This window comes from Streptomyces sp. NPDC033845, from assembly GCF_055576225.1.
The window spans coordinates 84,157-97,210 of the sequence record NZ_JBVIRI010000017.1 but is presented as its reverse complement, the minus strand read 5'-3'; the positions used below and the strand labels follow the sequence as shown (position 1 = coordinate 97,210).

Annotated in this window: 15 protein-coding genes and 1 pseudogene; 7 read left to right on the top strand and 9 right to left on the bottom strand. The window is 73.6% G+C overall.

Features of this window, described 5'->3' with window-relative positions; all coding sequences use genetic code 11:
• The first annotated feature begins 38 nt into the window (after positions 1-38).
• Positions 39-2,021 carry a glycosyl hydrolase family 28-related protein gene (locus ACZ50K_RS29370; RefSeq protein WP_468908414.1) on the top strand — a complete coding sequence of 661 codons (1,983 nt, stop codon included), beginning with the start codon at positions 39-41 and terminating at the stop codon, positions 2,019-2,021.
• A gap of 90 nt (positions 2,022-2,111) precedes the next feature.
• Here the strand turns inward: ACZ50K_RS29370 and ACZ50K_RS29365 are convergent, their stop codons facing one another.
• Together ACZ50K_RS29365 and ACZ50K_RS29360 are read right to left on the bottom strand one after the other, a co-directional pair.
• The gene (locus ACZ50K_RS29365; RefSeq protein WP_468908413.1) at positions 2,112-2,369 is read right to left on the bottom strand and encodes a serine protease inhibitor; all 258 of its coding nucleotides are present in this window, start codon (positions 2,367-2,369) and stop codon (positions 2,112-2,114) included.
• Between the two features lie 78 nt (positions 2,370-2,447).
• A complete protein-coding gene (locus ACZ50K_RS29360) occupies positions 2,448-3,629 on the bottom strand; it encodes a serine hydrolase domain-containing protein (RefSeq protein ID WP_468908411.1) in 1,182 nt (393 codons plus the stop codon).
• 186 nt (positions 3,630-3,815) lie between these two features.
• Between ACZ50K_RS29360 and ACZ50K_RS29355 the strand changes: the two genes are divergently transcribed.
• The gene (locus ACZ50K_RS29355) at positions 3,816-4,790 is read left to right on the top strand and encodes an ADP-ribosylglycohydrolase family protein (protein WP_468908409.1); all 975 of its coding nucleotides are present in this window, start codon (positions 3,816-3,818) and stop codon (positions 4,788-4,790) included.
• On the opposite strand, the gene ACZ50K_RS29350 is transcribed toward ACZ50K_RS29355, so the two are convergent.
• Positions 4,769-5,134, bottom strand: a complete 366-nt coding sequence (locus ACZ50K_RS29350; RefSeq protein WP_468908408.1) for a hypothetical protein — start codon at positions 5,132-5,134, stop codon at positions 4,769-4,771. The two genes, ACZ50K_RS29355 and ACZ50K_RS29350, sit on opposite strands and share 22 nt — an antisense overlap.
• A 118-nt stretch (positions 5,135-5,252) precedes the next feature.
• Here ACZ50K_RS29350 and tsaD point away from each other — a divergent pair, with 118 nt between their 5' ends.
• Positions 5,253-6,311, top strand: a complete 1,059-nt coding sequence (gene tsaD, locus ACZ50K_RS29345; protein ID WP_468908484.1) for a tRNA (adenosine(37)-N6)-threonylcarbamoyltransferase complex transferase subunit TsaD — start codon at positions 5,253-5,255, stop codon at positions 6,309-6,311.
• A gap of 15 nt (positions 6,312-6,326) precedes the next feature.
• Here the strand turns inward: tsaD and ACZ50K_RS29340 are convergent, their stop codons facing one another.
• Positions 6,327-6,581, bottom strand: a complete 255-nt coding sequence (locus tag ACZ50K_RS29340) for a hypothetical protein (protein WP_468908406.1) — start codon at positions 6,579-6,581, stop codon at positions 6,327-6,329.
• Positions 6,582-6,781: 200 nt separating this feature from the next.
• Between ACZ50K_RS29340 and ACZ50K_RS29335 the strand changes: the two genes are divergently transcribed.
• On the top strand, positions 6,782-7,180 hold the full coding sequence (locus tag ACZ50K_RS29335; RefSeq protein ID WP_468908404.1) for a hypothetical protein: 399 nt from the start codon (positions 6,782-6,784) through the stop codon (positions 7,178-7,180).
• Between the two features lie 118 nt (positions 7,181-7,298).
• Here the strand turns inward: ACZ50K_RS29335 and ACZ50K_RS29330 are convergent, their stop codons facing one another.
• The 5 genes and pseudogenes from ACZ50K_RS29330 to ACZ50K_RS29310 form a co-directional block, all read right to left on the bottom strand.
• A complete protein-coding gene (locus tag ACZ50K_RS29330) occupies positions 7,299-7,742 on the bottom strand; it encodes an SRPBCC family protein (protein WP_468908403.1) in 444 nt (147 codons plus the stop codon).
• A gap of 100 nt (positions 7,743-7,842) precedes the next feature.
• Positions 7,843-8,484 (bottom strand): TetR/AcrR family transcriptional regulator, encoded by a 642-nt coding sequence (locus ACZ50K_RS29325; protein WP_468908402.1) that lies wholly within the window; start codon positions 8,482-8,484, stop codon positions 7,843-7,845.
• A 15-nt stretch (positions 8,485-8,499) separates the two neighbouring features.
• Positions 8,500-8,943, bottom strand: a pseudogene (locus ACZ50K_RS29320) (cytochrome P450); the annotation flags it as partial.
• A gap of 285 nt (positions 8,944-9,228) precedes the next feature.
• Positions 9,229-9,891, bottom strand: coding sequence for a fasciclin domain-containing protein (locus ACZ50K_RS29315; protein WP_468908400.1), 663 nt, complete (start codon positions 9,889-9,891; stop codon positions 9,229-9,231).
• Complete coding sequence (locus tag ACZ50K_RS29310; protein ID WP_468908398.1) at positions 9,888-10,199, bottom strand: hypothetical protein; 312 nt, start codon at positions 10,197-10,199, stop codon at positions 9,888-9,890. Before ACZ50K_RS29310 ends, ACZ50K_RS29315 begins: the two co-directional genes overlap by 4 nt.
• A gap of 528 nt (positions 10,200-10,727) precedes the next feature.
• Here ACZ50K_RS29310 and sigK point away from each other — a divergent pair.
• The 3 genes from sigK to ACZ50K_RS29295 are packed head-to-tail and all read left to right on the top strand — an operon-like array spanning position 10,728 to position 12,823.
• Complete coding sequence (gene sigK / locus ACZ50K_RS29305; protein ID WP_468908482.1) at positions 10,728-11,318, top strand: ECF RNA polymerase sigma factor SigK; 591 nt, start codon at positions 10,728-10,730, stop codon at positions 11,316-11,318.
• Positions 11,315-12,076: an anti-sigma factor gene (locus tag ACZ50K_RS29300; protein WP_468908397.1), complete on the top strand. Its 762-nt coding sequence runs from the start codon at positions 11,315-11,317 to the stop codon at positions 12,074-12,076. Before sigK ends, ACZ50K_RS29300 begins: the two co-directional genes overlap by 4 nt.
• Before the next feature lie 60 nt (positions 12,077-12,136).
• Positions 12,137-12,823 (top strand): alpha/beta hydrolase, encoded by a 687-nt coding sequence (locus ACZ50K_RS29295; protein ID WP_468908395.1) that lies wholly within the window; start codon positions 12,137-12,139, stop codon positions 12,821-12,823.
• Positions 12,824-13,054 lie beyond the last annotated feature (231 nt).

Genomic DNA, 13,054 nt, shown 5'->3' with positions numbered 1-13,054 from the left:
CTTGCCGGATTCCTGCGCGCAGCCCTACTGTCCCGGCCATGCCCCCTAGAAGAACGGCCGCCGTACTGGCGGCGATCACCGCTTCCGCACTCCTCGGGCTGGTACCCCCCTCCTCCGCCCAGCCCGGGCCCGCGCCGGGCGCCGGGCCCGTCGTGACCCGTGCCGCCCTCGACCCCGCGCTGGTGGAGGGCCGCGGGGCCCGGGTCGGGTTCCTGGAGCAGGAGGCCGAGAACGCCGTCACCTCCGGCACCGTGATCGGCCCGGACCGCACCGCCTACACGCTGCCCGCCGAGGCCTCCGGGCGGCGGGCGGTGCGCCTGACGCCCGGCCAGTACGTGGAGTTCACGCTGCCGGCCGCGGCCGACGCCCTCACCGTGCGGTACAGCCTCCCCGACGCACCGGGCGGGGGCGGGATCACGGCCCCCCTCGACGTGACGGTGGGCGGCCGGCAGGGCGAGCGCCGGACCATGACGCTGACCTCGCAGTTCTCCTGGCTGTACAACCAGTACCCGTTCACCAACGATCCGCAGGCCGATCTGCTGCACCCCGACTGGTGGATCACCGAGTGCGCCTGTGTACCGGCCGCCACCACCCCGGCCCCGGTGATCACCAAGCCGTTCCGGCCGCACCACATGTACGACGAACAGCGTCTGCTGCTCGGCAGGAAGCACCGGGCCGGGGAGAAGGTCCGACTCACCGTGCCGGCCGGTTCACCGGCCGCCTGGACCGTGATCGACCTGCTGGACTCGGAGCTGGTCGGAGCCCCGCACGTGGAGCCGGTCGCGGCCAACGCCCTGCTGTTCGGCGCCGACCCGACCGGCCGCCGGGACGCGGCCGGCGCCATCGACCGGGCCATCGCCTTCGCCCGCGCCCACCGGATCCCGGTCTACCTGCCGCCCGGCACCTACCGGGTGGACCGGCACATCGTCGTGGACGACGTGACGATCACCGGAGCCGGCAGCTGGTACACCACCGTGCGGGGCAAGGGGGTCGGCTTCTACGGCAAGGAGGCCGCGGACGGCGGCTCCCGCAACGTCCACCTCTCCCGGTTCGCCATCGAGGGGGACGTCCGGGAGCGGGTGGACACCGACCAGGTCAACGCCATCGGCGGGGCCATGAGCGACTCCACCGTGGACCGCATGTACCTGCACCACACCAAGGTGGGCATCTGGTTCGACGGCCCGATGCGGAACGTCAAGGTCACCCGCAACGTCATCACGGACCAGATCGCCGACGGCCTCAACCTGCACACCGGGGTCACCGACTCCCTGGTCCGCGACAACTTCGTCCGCGGCACCGGTGACGACGGCCTCGCCCTCTGGTCGGAGAAGACCGCCGACGCCCGCAACACCATCGACCACAACACCGTCCAGAGCCCCACCCTGGCCAACGGCATCGCCATATACGGCGGCACCGACACCACCGTCTCCGCCAACCTGGTCGCCGACCCGGTCCGTGAGGGCAGCGCCCTGCACGTCGGCGCCCGGTTCGGCGCCGAACCCTTCACCGGCAGCCTGCGGTTCACGGACAACACCACGGTCCGGTCCGGTACGTACGAACTCAACTGGAACATCGGGCTGGGCGCCATCTGGTTCTACGCCCTGGACCGCAGCATCGACTCGGCCGACATCCAGGTCACCGGCAGCCACTTCCTGGACAGCACCTACAACGCGATCATGCTGGTCACGGACTGGCCGGTGAAGGACAAGTACCGCATCGAGAACGTGCACTTCAAGGACACCCGGGTGGACGGCACCGGAACCTCGGTGGTCAGCGCACGGGCGGCCGGCTCCGCGAGCTTCGAGAACGTCGACGCGCGCAACGTCGGGGCGGTCGGCGTCAACAACTGCGGATCCTTCAACTTCCCCTCCACCGGATCGGAGTTCGCGCTCCACGACCTCGGCGGCAACGACGGGGGCGGCACCACCGGCCCCTGGCTCGCCGCCTGGGAACTGCCCAACACCATCACCTGCGACGACCGCCCGCCGGTGGTTCCCCCGCCGGCACCCGCGCCCTGGTAGGTCCGGTCCCGCCGCCGCCCCGCCCCGCCCCACCGCCCCGCCTCCTGCCGGGTGGGGGCGGGGCGGAGTCCCAGCAGGCTTCGGCTGTGCTCATCCGACCGTGGGGACCTGGACCACGGCATCGTCCTCGTCCACCCGGACCCAGACCCGGCGCTCGTCGAAGTTCAGGATCACCATCGCGTCCTCCGCGACGACGACCGCCTTCAGCTGCGGGTTCTCCCGCTGGATGGCCTCGACCGCCACCGCCGCGGGAACCCCGACCAACTCGGGCCACCGCCGCTTCCCGGCCGCCCGCCCCCCGCCGGCGTTCCGCTCCCCCGTCTCACCCGTCTCACCCGTCGCGTCCATACTCGTACGCACTCCTCTCCTGTCGCGCCCTACGGCGTCCTGGCGCTCCTACCCGCCCGGGCGGTCGACTACCGGCCGCTACCGGTTGAAGGCGGGCAGCGCGAACCGTGCGACCAGCGGGAACCCGTCCTCACGGGCACTCTTGGCGTTCACCGAGTACACCACCGTCCGGGAGAGATCCCGGGTCGCCGCCATCACGGTGTGGTAGCCGGGCCGGGAGCCCGTCTTGCCCCAGATCTCGGTCCCCTGGTGGACGAACCGCTGAAGCGCCATACCGTACTGGGCCCCGTCCACGGCCGGCACCGTCAGCATCTGGTCCAGCAGCGGGCCGGGGACCACCCGGCCCCGGAACAGGCCGACCAGCAGCCGCTCCATGTCGGCGGTGGTGCTGATCATGTCGCCGGCCGCCCACCGGTCCGACATGTTCCACTCGGTGACGTCCTCGGTCCGTCCGCCGATGTCCGCGTAGGCCCGGTGGTGCGGTCCGTGGATCCGCGGGTCGCCGCCGGACGGGAACCCGGTGTGCCGCATTCCCAGGGGGCGGAAGATCCGCTGCTGCGCCTGGTGCGCGTAGCGGTCCCCGGTGACCTTCTCGATCAGCAGGCCGAGGACCGTGTAGTCGATGTTCTGGTACACCTGCCGCTCGCCCGGCGCACGGGCGGGCCCCTTCGCCACCGAGGCGGCGACCACCTGCCGGGGCGTGAGCGTCTCGTACCGGTGGGCGAACATCTCCTCCGTGGTCGCCCCCAGGGCGGCGCCGGGCTGAAGGCCGCTGGTGTAGGTGAGCAACTGCCGTACGGTCGGGGGCTCGACGAAGGAAGCGGGCAGCAGTCCGGGCAGATAGCGGGTGACCGGCGCGTCGAGGGCCACCCGGCCCTCCGCCACCAGCTGGAGCACGATGGACGCGGTGACCACCTTGGTCGTGGAACCGGCCCGGAACCGGGCGTCCTCCAGGGCCGGCGCCGAGGTCCTGAGGTCCCGGACCCCGGCCCGCCCGAGCCACCTGCCGTCGCCGCCGACCCGGACCAGGGCCGCCGAGACGTCCCCGTCGGGGATCCCGACCAGGGCACGCTCCAGGGCGGCGGTATCGGGCCCTACGGAGACGGCGGCCACGGCTGGCACGGCGGCCGGGGCGGCGATACCGGGCGCCGCGATGGCCGTCTGGGCGAGCGGCCCCAGCGCGAGGGCCGCGAGCACGGCGACGGCGACGGCACTACGGGCACGGATACGGGTACGGATACGGCTACGGGACTGGCTCAAGGTGGTGGCTCCTGCTTCTTCCGGTGGAAGGCGATCGGGACAGCCACCATCCTGTTGATCAAGCCCGGCCGGCGAATCCTCTGCACCGACGAGACCACCCCCGAGACTTCCGCCCCCCGCCTGGAGGACAACCCCTAGGGCCCCCGCCCGCCGGCCCTGAGGGTCCGCTCCGGCTAGTCTGGCCCGGTGAAGGCCCCACGGACCGGACAGACCACCCGACTCGATCGCGCCGTCGGGGCGGTGGTCGGCTCCGCAGCCGGGGACGCCCTCGGCGCCCCGTACGAGTTCGGCCTCGCGGGTCAACTGAGCGCCCGGGGAGTGGAGATGGGCGCCGGTGGCGGCTGGGATCCCGGCGAGGCCACCGACGACACCCAGATGGCGGTCCTGGTCGGCGAGTCCCTGCTGGAACACGGCGGGCTCGAACTCGCCGACATCTTCGCCAGGTTCCAGCGGTGGGCCGCGGCCGGCCCGAAGGACATCGGACTCCAGACGGAGGACGTACTCACCAACGGGGAGGGCTGGGAGCTGGCCGCCGCCCTGCACTTCCAGGTCAACGCGCGGGCGGCGGGGAACGGTTCGCTGATGCGGGCGGCCACCTCGGCGGTGTACTTCGCCCCGGCCGGGCGGACGGCGACCATGGATGCCGCCCGGAGGATCGCGGCCCTCACCCACGGCGACCGGGCCGCATGGGAGGGCACCGCCGTCCTGCACGAGCTCGTACGGGTGGCCCTCGACGGGGACGACCCGCTGGCGGCCCTGCCGGGCACGCTGGAGGCCGTGCACCCGGCTCATCGCGCACGGTACGCCCGGATGCTGGCCGCCGACTGGCACCCGGACCTGGCCACCGAGTTCAACGGGGCCGTCTGGCCCTGCCTCGGCTCGGCGGTGTGGGCGCTGCGGACCACCGGCACGTTCGCGGGGGCCGTTCGGGCGGCCGTGGACCTGGGCGGGGACACCGATACCGTCGCGGCGGTGACCGGGGCACTGGCCGGGGCGGTGTACGGGCGTGCGGCCGTGCCCGAGGCGTGGACGGCGCCCCTGCACGTACCGCTGCCGGGGTTCGGCGGCCGGGTCCTGGACGCCGAGGAGCTCGGGCGTCTGGCCGAACGGCTCGCGCGGGGTTCGCAGCTTCCGGGGGCTCAGGGGGATCCGTCGAAGTAGCCCGCCTCCACCTGGAGGGCCAGGGTCCGGAGGACCTCGACGGAGCTGGTGCCGGTGCGTCCGCTGTCGTGTTCCATGGCGAGGCTGGTGAAGGCCAGGCTGAAGCCGGCCACCATGGTCTGCAGGGCGGGTCCCAGCGCGGTGGCGACCACATGCGCCACTTCCTGGGGCGTGGCGTCGGCGGGGACCCTGATCGAGGGCAGCATCTCGTTCAACAGCTGGGTGACCACCCTCGATTCGAGATCGGGGCCGTCGTCCTCCTCCCCGGCCTCCGCCGCCCGGCGGATCTCCTGTGCCTCCGTGAGGATGCCGATGACTCGCTTGAGGACCTCAGCGCGTTCCATTCCGGGAGGGTACGCCGACGGAGGGGCCCGGCGCCGGAACCCGGGAAGAAGCCGTATCTTGTTGCACATAGTTTGCAACTGCTGGATGTATGCGAAAGAGGTCGTGGTGGGGTCTCCCGTGGTGCTGGGCATCGAGTCCTCGTGTGACGAGACCGGGGCCGGGATCGTGTCGGGCGGGCGGCTGCTCGCCCATGTGGTCGCGTCGAGCATGGACGAGCACGCCCGGTTCGGCGGCGTCGTGCCGGAGATCGCGGCCCGCGCCCACCTGCACTCCTTCGACCCCGTGGTCCGCGAGGCCCTGGACCGGGCGGGTCTGCGGATCTCGGACATCGATGCCGTCGCGGTCACCACCGGCCCCGGCCTCTCCGGTGCGCTCCAGGTCGGTCTGGCCGGCGCCAAGACCCTGGCCTACGCCGCCGGAGTACCGCTCTACGGGGTGCACCACCTGGCCGGACACGTGGCCGCCGACACCCTGGAGCACGGGCCGCTGCCCGACCCGTGCGTGGTGCTGATCGTCTCCGGCGGGCACACCTCGCTGCTGCTGGTGCGCGATCTCGTCCGCGATCCGATCCTCCACCTCGGCGACACCGTCGACGACGCCGCCGGGGAGTGCTTCGACAAGGTGGCCCGGGTCTTCGGGCTCCCCTACCCGGGAGGCCCCGCGATCGACCGTGCGGCGCGGGGCGGCGACCGCCGCGCCGTGGCCTTCCCCCGGCCGCTCGCCCGCCCCGGGGACGCCCCGTACGCGTTCTCCTTCTCGGGGCTCAAGACGGCCGCCGCCCGCTGGGCGGAGCAGCACCGGCTCCACGGCGAGGAGATCCCCTTGGCGGACGGCGCCGCCTCCCTCCAGGAGGCCGTCGCCGACGTGCTGACCCGCAAGGCACTGGCCGCCTGCGCCGAGTACGGGGTACGGACCCTGGTCGTCGTCGGCGGGGTGGCCGCGAACTCTCGGGTCCGGGCGCTGGCCGAGGAGCGGTGCGCGGCCGCCGGGGTGGAACTGCGGGTACCGGCGATGACCCTGTGCACCGACAACGGGGCGATGATCGCCGCCGTCGGCGACCTCCTGGTACGGGCCGGCGCCGAGCCCGCCCGCCTCGACGTGTCCATCGACCCCTCGGCCCCCCTGGAGTACGCCGCCCTCCACCCCGTCGCCCGCACCCCGGCCCGGGCCGGCTGACCTCGCGCGACGGACTCAGTCGGTGGGTTCCTGCGGCTCGGGAGTGGCGGTCCCGCCGTCCTGATCACCGGCGGCACGGGCGTCGGTATCGGTATCGGTATCGGCATCGGTCTCATCGGCCCGGGGCGGATCCTCCTCGGCCGGGTCCTCCTCGGCCGGGCCGGCCGTGATGTCGGGAGCGGCCGGGCCGCGCGGCGGCAGGTCCGGGGTGACCGCATGGGGATTCTCCGGTACGGGGGCGGGGAGCTCCGGCTCGGGGGTACTGGGCACGACGGCCTCTCCTTCGACGGGACGGGATCGGGGACGGGGGTCGGGGACGGCGGTCGGGTGGGGGACGGAAGCGGGCGACGGCGGGCGCCGTCGGGGGCGCGTCTGCCCGGTTCCCCCACCCGCAATCACCCGCGTACGGCCTCTCGATCAGGCGGGAAGCGGTCCCGCATAGGGGGCCGGGGCGCGGGCAGGCGGGTGCCATGGACGACTTCACCATGAACCGCCCCGCACAGTTCCGCGCCACCGTCGAAGGAGAACGCTTCACCTGTGAGGAAGCCCAGGGGCTCGGGCCCCAGGGAGACGGCGGCCTGCCCGGCCAGCAGCTCACGGTGACCCTCACCGGATGCGTGCTGACCGATACGCCGAAGGCGGCCGCCTGGGCCCTCGCCGAGGAACCCGACCGTCCGCTCCCCGTGACCATCGAGGAGACGGACGCCACCGGCCGGGAAGTGATCACGACCTGGGAGCTGGCCGAGGCCGGACCGGCGGGCCTGCACGGTGCCAGTACGACCGCGGCGAACCACGAGACGCGCATCGAGCGGCTCACCCTGCACGCCGCCAGGATCACTCCCCTGCTGCCGGACCACGGCACCCACTAGTCGAGTTGGTCGAGCACCAGTCGAGCTGGTCGAGACCGTTTCGCCGAGACCGTTTCGGGGTCCACCCCCGAAACGGTCTCGGTCGATACGGTCAGTGCTCTCAGAGCACTCAGGGCTCTCAGAGCTCTTCGCGCCAGTCCTCACCGGCGGAACCGCCGCCCCCGCCCCGGCTCTCCATGTACTCCTTGAAGCGGTTCAGGTCGGCGGCGATCCTGAGTCGGGCGAAGCCGGACTCCTGGTCCGTCTGCCCGGTGTCGAGTCGGAGGGCCACCCGGGTCCTCGACTCGTCCAAGGGGTGGAAGGTGACGGCGCCGGCATGCCCGACCTCGCCGCCCAGCGCCGTCCAGGCGATCCGTTCGTCGGGGATCTGCTCGGTGATCTCCGCCTCGAACTCCCGCTCCACACCGTCGACATCGGCCACCCAGTGGGTCATCGTCTCGGTGCGCTGGTCGATCCGGGTCACTCCCTCCATGAAGTGCGGGAACGTCTCGAACCGGGTCCACTGCTCGTAGGCGGCGCGCACGGGGACGCCCACCTCGACCGACTCCTCGGCCTGCGTCACGGAGGTCTTCCTTCCTGTTCGCGGCGGCCGGCGGACGTGCGTCGCGCCGGCCGTACCGGGGAGGCTCTCCCCCTGGCGCCCTTGCCCCCGTCCGCCCGCTTCATGACCCGGTGCGCAGGAAGGCCGCGACCACGGCCGTGGTGACGGACCGGTAGCGGTGTTCCGCGGTCGCCTCGTCGAGGTGGCCGCCGAGCTCCAGGCTGATCGCCCCGTGGGCGGCCGCCCAGATGGCGTCGGTCACCTCGTCGGGGTCGGCGCCCTCGCGGAACGCTCCGGCGTCGGCGCAGCCCCGTACGGCCTCCCGCAGTGCGCCGAGGCCGGCGGCGGCGGCCTCGCGGGCCCGGTCGGTGGGGGTGAAACCGGGGATGAGGCGGGCGAACATGACCTGGTACAGGTTGCGTTCGGCCAGGGCGTTCTCGCGGTACGCCCGGCCGAGCGCGGCGAGCCGCTCGGCCGGCGGGCCGTCCGCGGGGACCGCCTCCAGCCGGCGTCGGAGCCGGTCGAAGCCCTCCAGGTAGAGGGCCTCGGCGATGCCGTCCTTGGCCCCGAACTGCCGGTACAGCACGGTGGTCGAGCATCCGGCGGCTGTCGCGATCCGCCGCATGGTCAGCGCGGCCGGCCCTTCGGCGGCCAGCAGCTGGGCCGCCAGGTCCAGCAGTCCGGCCCGGAGCGCCTCCGGGCCGAGCGCCTGGGTACGGCCGAACAGCCCGCTGTCACCCGGTCCTGCCACCACCACGCGCATGCACGGTCCCCTCGTTCACGGCCCGTGAAGACGAGGCCAGGGGACGATAACACCGTTCTCGGCCCCCGCTCGCGCCGACGGCCGGAGGTCCGGCATCGCGTCGAGCAACTGGTTCGTGGCGATCTCCACCTCCGCCTTGGCCAGCAGCGCGCCGACGCAGAAGTGCCGGCCGAGGGCGAACGCCTGGTGGTCGGCGGCGGCGGAGAAGGCGGTGGCCGCCGTCAGGTCCTCGCGGAAGAGGTCGAACCGGTCCGGGTCCTCGTGGCGCCCGGGGTCCCGGTTGGCCGCCCCGATCAGAGAGGTGACCACGGCCCCGGCCGGGACCGTTTCCCCGCTGAGCGGGACGTCGGTGGCGGCCTGACGCATGATCATGTGCACGGGCGGGGTGTGGCGGAGGGTCTCCGCGAACGCCCGGTCGATGAGCGTACGGTCCCGGCGTACGGCCTCCAACCTCGGCGGTGCAGAGCGTGGACAGCAGGTCGACCCCTCGGCCTGCGCCCGTACACCGTCCGCCGCGCACTCCGGGTCGCCGGACAGATTGCCGGTGAAGCCGTGCACCGGCTCCGCCTGCCAGGCGTGGTTGTCGGTCAGGATGTTCGAGTGGTGTCACGGGCGGCGGGGAGTGTCTGTGACCGGCGGGCCCGCTGGCCGGGCAGGGCGCCGCCCCCGTGCGGGCCTTTCGGCGGGCGCGGGGGCGGTGCGGCGTTCGTACGGCCTATGGCCTATGACCTATGGCCTACGGGGCTACTTCGGCATGAGGACGGTGTCCACGATGTACACGTTGGCGTTGGCGGTCTTGACGTTGCCGCAGACCACGTTCGACGAGTCGTTCACCTTGTAGGACTCGCCGGAGCCGGAGGTGGTGACCATGCCCTTCTCCAGGGTCTCGAAGTTGCCCTTCTCCAGCTGCGCGGGGGTGAGCCGCTCGCCGACCACGTGGTAGGTGAGGATCTTGGTCAGCATGGCCTTGTCGGCGAGGACCTTGTCGAGGTCGGCCTTCGGGATCTTCGCGAAGGCGTCGTTGGTCGGCGCGAAGACCGTGATGTCCTTGGCGTTGTTCAGGGTGTCGACGAGGCCGGCCTGCTTGACCGCGGCGACCAGGGTGGACAGCGCCGGGTTGTTGGAAGCGGCCGTGGCGACCGGGTCCTTGGCCATGCCGTCGAAGGAGCCCGCGCCGTCCTTCGGTACGCCGGCACAGGCCGGGCCGAACGGGGCGTCGCCCATGGCCGCGTCACTGCTCGCGGTGGGCGCCTGGTTCATGGAACCACCCGAGGGGTCGGCGGAGGCGGAGGCGGCGGTGTCCTCGGAGCTGCCCGAGTCCGAGGAGCAGGCGGCGAGGGCGAAGGGCAGAACGGCCGCGGCGGCGACGGCAACGGCGGTACGGCGGAACTTCAGGGCGTTGCTCATGACGGGAACTTCTCCTCGATAAAGACCTGGACATGCCGACCAGGTGCCAAATGCGTTGCAGAACAGGACAGTTGGAAGACAGGCGCGGCGAGCACGGCGGTACCGGTGTCGGTGGGACCACCGGTCCGAAGCCCGGCCGTACCGCGCTCGCCGAAACTCCGGAGCACGAACTCGCGCGACCGCGGCCGCGACGGCGTCACGTCGTACGCCACCGCCGCGCCGGCGTCGCCGCGCCCGGACGGCGGTCCGGACACGAGGCCGGCGGTCTCCCGGTCGAGGCGCTCACGGAGGATGCTCACATGGGTCATTCGGCGCTCGCCCCGGCCCGGATGGGTCAGTCACCCGATCAGATGACATCCACCCACCGGTTGACGCCGAGCCCGGGGGTCGGGCGGCACCAGATCCGGGGCCCAGCCGGTCCCCAGAGCACCCGACAGCGACGGCGGCGTCCGAACACCTCGGCCGAACCCCGACCCCGTGCGGGCCGGCGGCAGCCACGAGTCCAGACGCCGGCCGAGCCCGAGCGCCACTGGCCGGGCCCATCGGCAGGGCCGGGGCGCAGGCCCAGCCCCTGGCGGGGCACGGGGCCAGGGGCCAGCGTGGTTGGACCGAAGGGGGGGGTACCGGGGGACACGGGGGTGATGGGCGTGCCCATCCGTACGTGCGTCCGCTACGAACCCCCAGTAGACGCACTCCCCGGATCGTGTCCGGCACCGCCCGGGGCGGCGGGCCTGGTCACCGTGACAGCGAAGGACAGCCATGCGATGGACATCCCCCTCCCGGCCGGCCGCGGCCGACCGCTGCTCCAGGTCGTCGGCCCGGCCGGAGGGCGGCCGATGAGTCACCCCGTGCCCTTCGGCGGGGCTCCCGCGCCCGGGACGGGAGAGGACCTGGCGGCGCTGATGGACCGGGTCGCCCACGGGGACAAGCGGGCCTTCTCCGGGCTCTACGACGCCCTCGCGCCCCTGGTCTACGGGATCGTCCTGAAGGTGGTCCGGGACCGTTCCCAGTCCGAGGAGGTGACCCAGGAGGTGATGATCGACCTGTGGCGGCAGGCGGCCCGCTACCGGTCGGCCGCCGGCAGCGTCCGGACCTGGGCCGCGACCATCGCCCACCGCCGGGCCGTGGACCGGGTGCGTTCCGCGCAGGCCGCCACCGACCGGGAGCACGCCTCCGCGGCCCGCGAGGGCCAGCGGCCCTTCGACGAGGTCACCGAGCAGGTGGAGACCCGGCTGGAGAGCGAGCAGGTGCGCCGCTGTCTGCGCGGTCTGACCGAGCTCCAGCGCCAGGCGGTGACCCTGGCCTACTACGGGGGCCTGAACTACCCCGAGGTCGCCGCGGCCCTGCACGTCCCGCTCCCGACCGTGAAGACCCGTATGCGCGACGGGCTGATCCGGCTGCGCGACTGCATGGGGGTGACCGCATGAAGCAGCAGCACGCCGACGATCCGCACGCCCTCGCCGCCGCCTACGCCCTCAATGCCCTGGACGGGCAGGAGCGCGAGCTGTTCGCCGCGCACCTGGCCGGCTGCGAGGCCTGCCGGGCGGAGACCGCCGAGTTCCAGGCCACGGCCGCCCGACTGGCCGGGGCCACCGCGCTGCAGCCGCCCGCGGCCGTGAAGGGGCAGGTGATGGCCCGGCTGGACGGGGTCCGGCAGCTTCCTCCCCGGCTGGCCACGGTGGCCGGTGCGCCGGTGTCCTGGCGGTCGGCGGGGCGTCGCCGGGCGGCGGGGTTCGCCGTCGCCGCCAGTCTGGCCGCCGCCGTGACCCTGGGCGGTGTCGCCGTATGGCAGCACCAGGAGGGCCAGGAGGCGGTACGCCGTGCCGCGCTGAGCGAGCAGCGGCTGGACGAGCTGAGCGCCGTGCTCGCGGCCCCGGACGCCCGTCCGGTGCACGGGCGGGCCGGGAACGGGGCGACGACCACGGTGGTTGCCTCCAAGCAGTTGGGCAAGGTGGTGTTCATCGCCAGCGGGATGCCCGCGGCGGGCCCGGGCCGCACCTATCAGCTGTGGCTGGACCACGACGGGACCATGCAGCCCGCCGGACTCGTCCGCGGGGACGGTACGGTCATCCTGTCGGGCGACACCGCCGGGGCGAACGGGGTCGGCCTCACCCTGGAGCCGGCCGGCGGCTCCTCCCGACCGACCACCGATCCGCTGCTGGTCCTGCCCCTGCCCCCCATCTGAGGGGTCCGGGCCGCCGGCCTCCCCCTCACCCATCCACCGCGGTCACCGAAGGAGCTCCGGATGAGCGTGGACGCGCAGGACGACGACACCGTCAGCACCGGCATCACCGGACTCCCGCCCGCCCTCGATCCCGTCCGCCGGCACCGGCCGCCGCACACCGCCTCGGCCGCGGTCCTGCTGCTGCACGGGGGCCGGGCCGAGGCGACCGGGCCCCCGACCCGGGCGAACCTGCCCGGCCTGCGGATGCGGCCCTTCGCCCGCGCCATCCTGCGGCACACCGAGGACGACGGGGTCCTGGTCGCGCACGTCCGCTACCGCCACCGCGGCTGGAACGGCGACCATGCCCATCCGGTCGAGGACGCCCGGCGGGCCCTAGCGGAGCTGCGGGAGCTCGCCGGCGGGGTGCCCGTCGTCCTCGTCGGGCATTCGATGGGTGCCCGCGCCGCCCTCCGCGCCGCCGCCGACCCCCAGGTGCGGGGCGTGGTCGCCCTGGCCCCCTGGTGCCCGCCGGGAGAGCCCGTCGCGCACCTCCGCGACCGTACGGTGATCGCGCTGCACGACGAACGGGACCGGGTCACCAGTGCCGCGGCCACCTGGGCGTACCTGGCGCGGGCGCGGCAGGCCGGGGCCCGCGCGACGGGCGTTCCGATGTCCGGCGGCGCCCACGCGATGCTCCGCGACGCCGGCCGCTGGCACCGGCTGACCGCCGAGTTCACCGCCGATCTGCTGGGTCTGACGGACCGTTGAGAGGGAGGTCGGGGCCGCTTCGGCGTTCACCCGATCTGCGGAGGGAGTCGGCGGTTCGGAGCAGGTCGACCGATCGGCCGGAAGGCCCCGCACACCGCCCTGACCTGTGTGGATGGCGGCCTTCGGGGGGATTCGGCGATCCGGCGGGGCGGTGCGGGGCGGCGGCGGCCCGGCCGCCGGAAGTGGATCATCGGCGACGGCGCGTGACAACAACGGAACCCACCCCCGTCG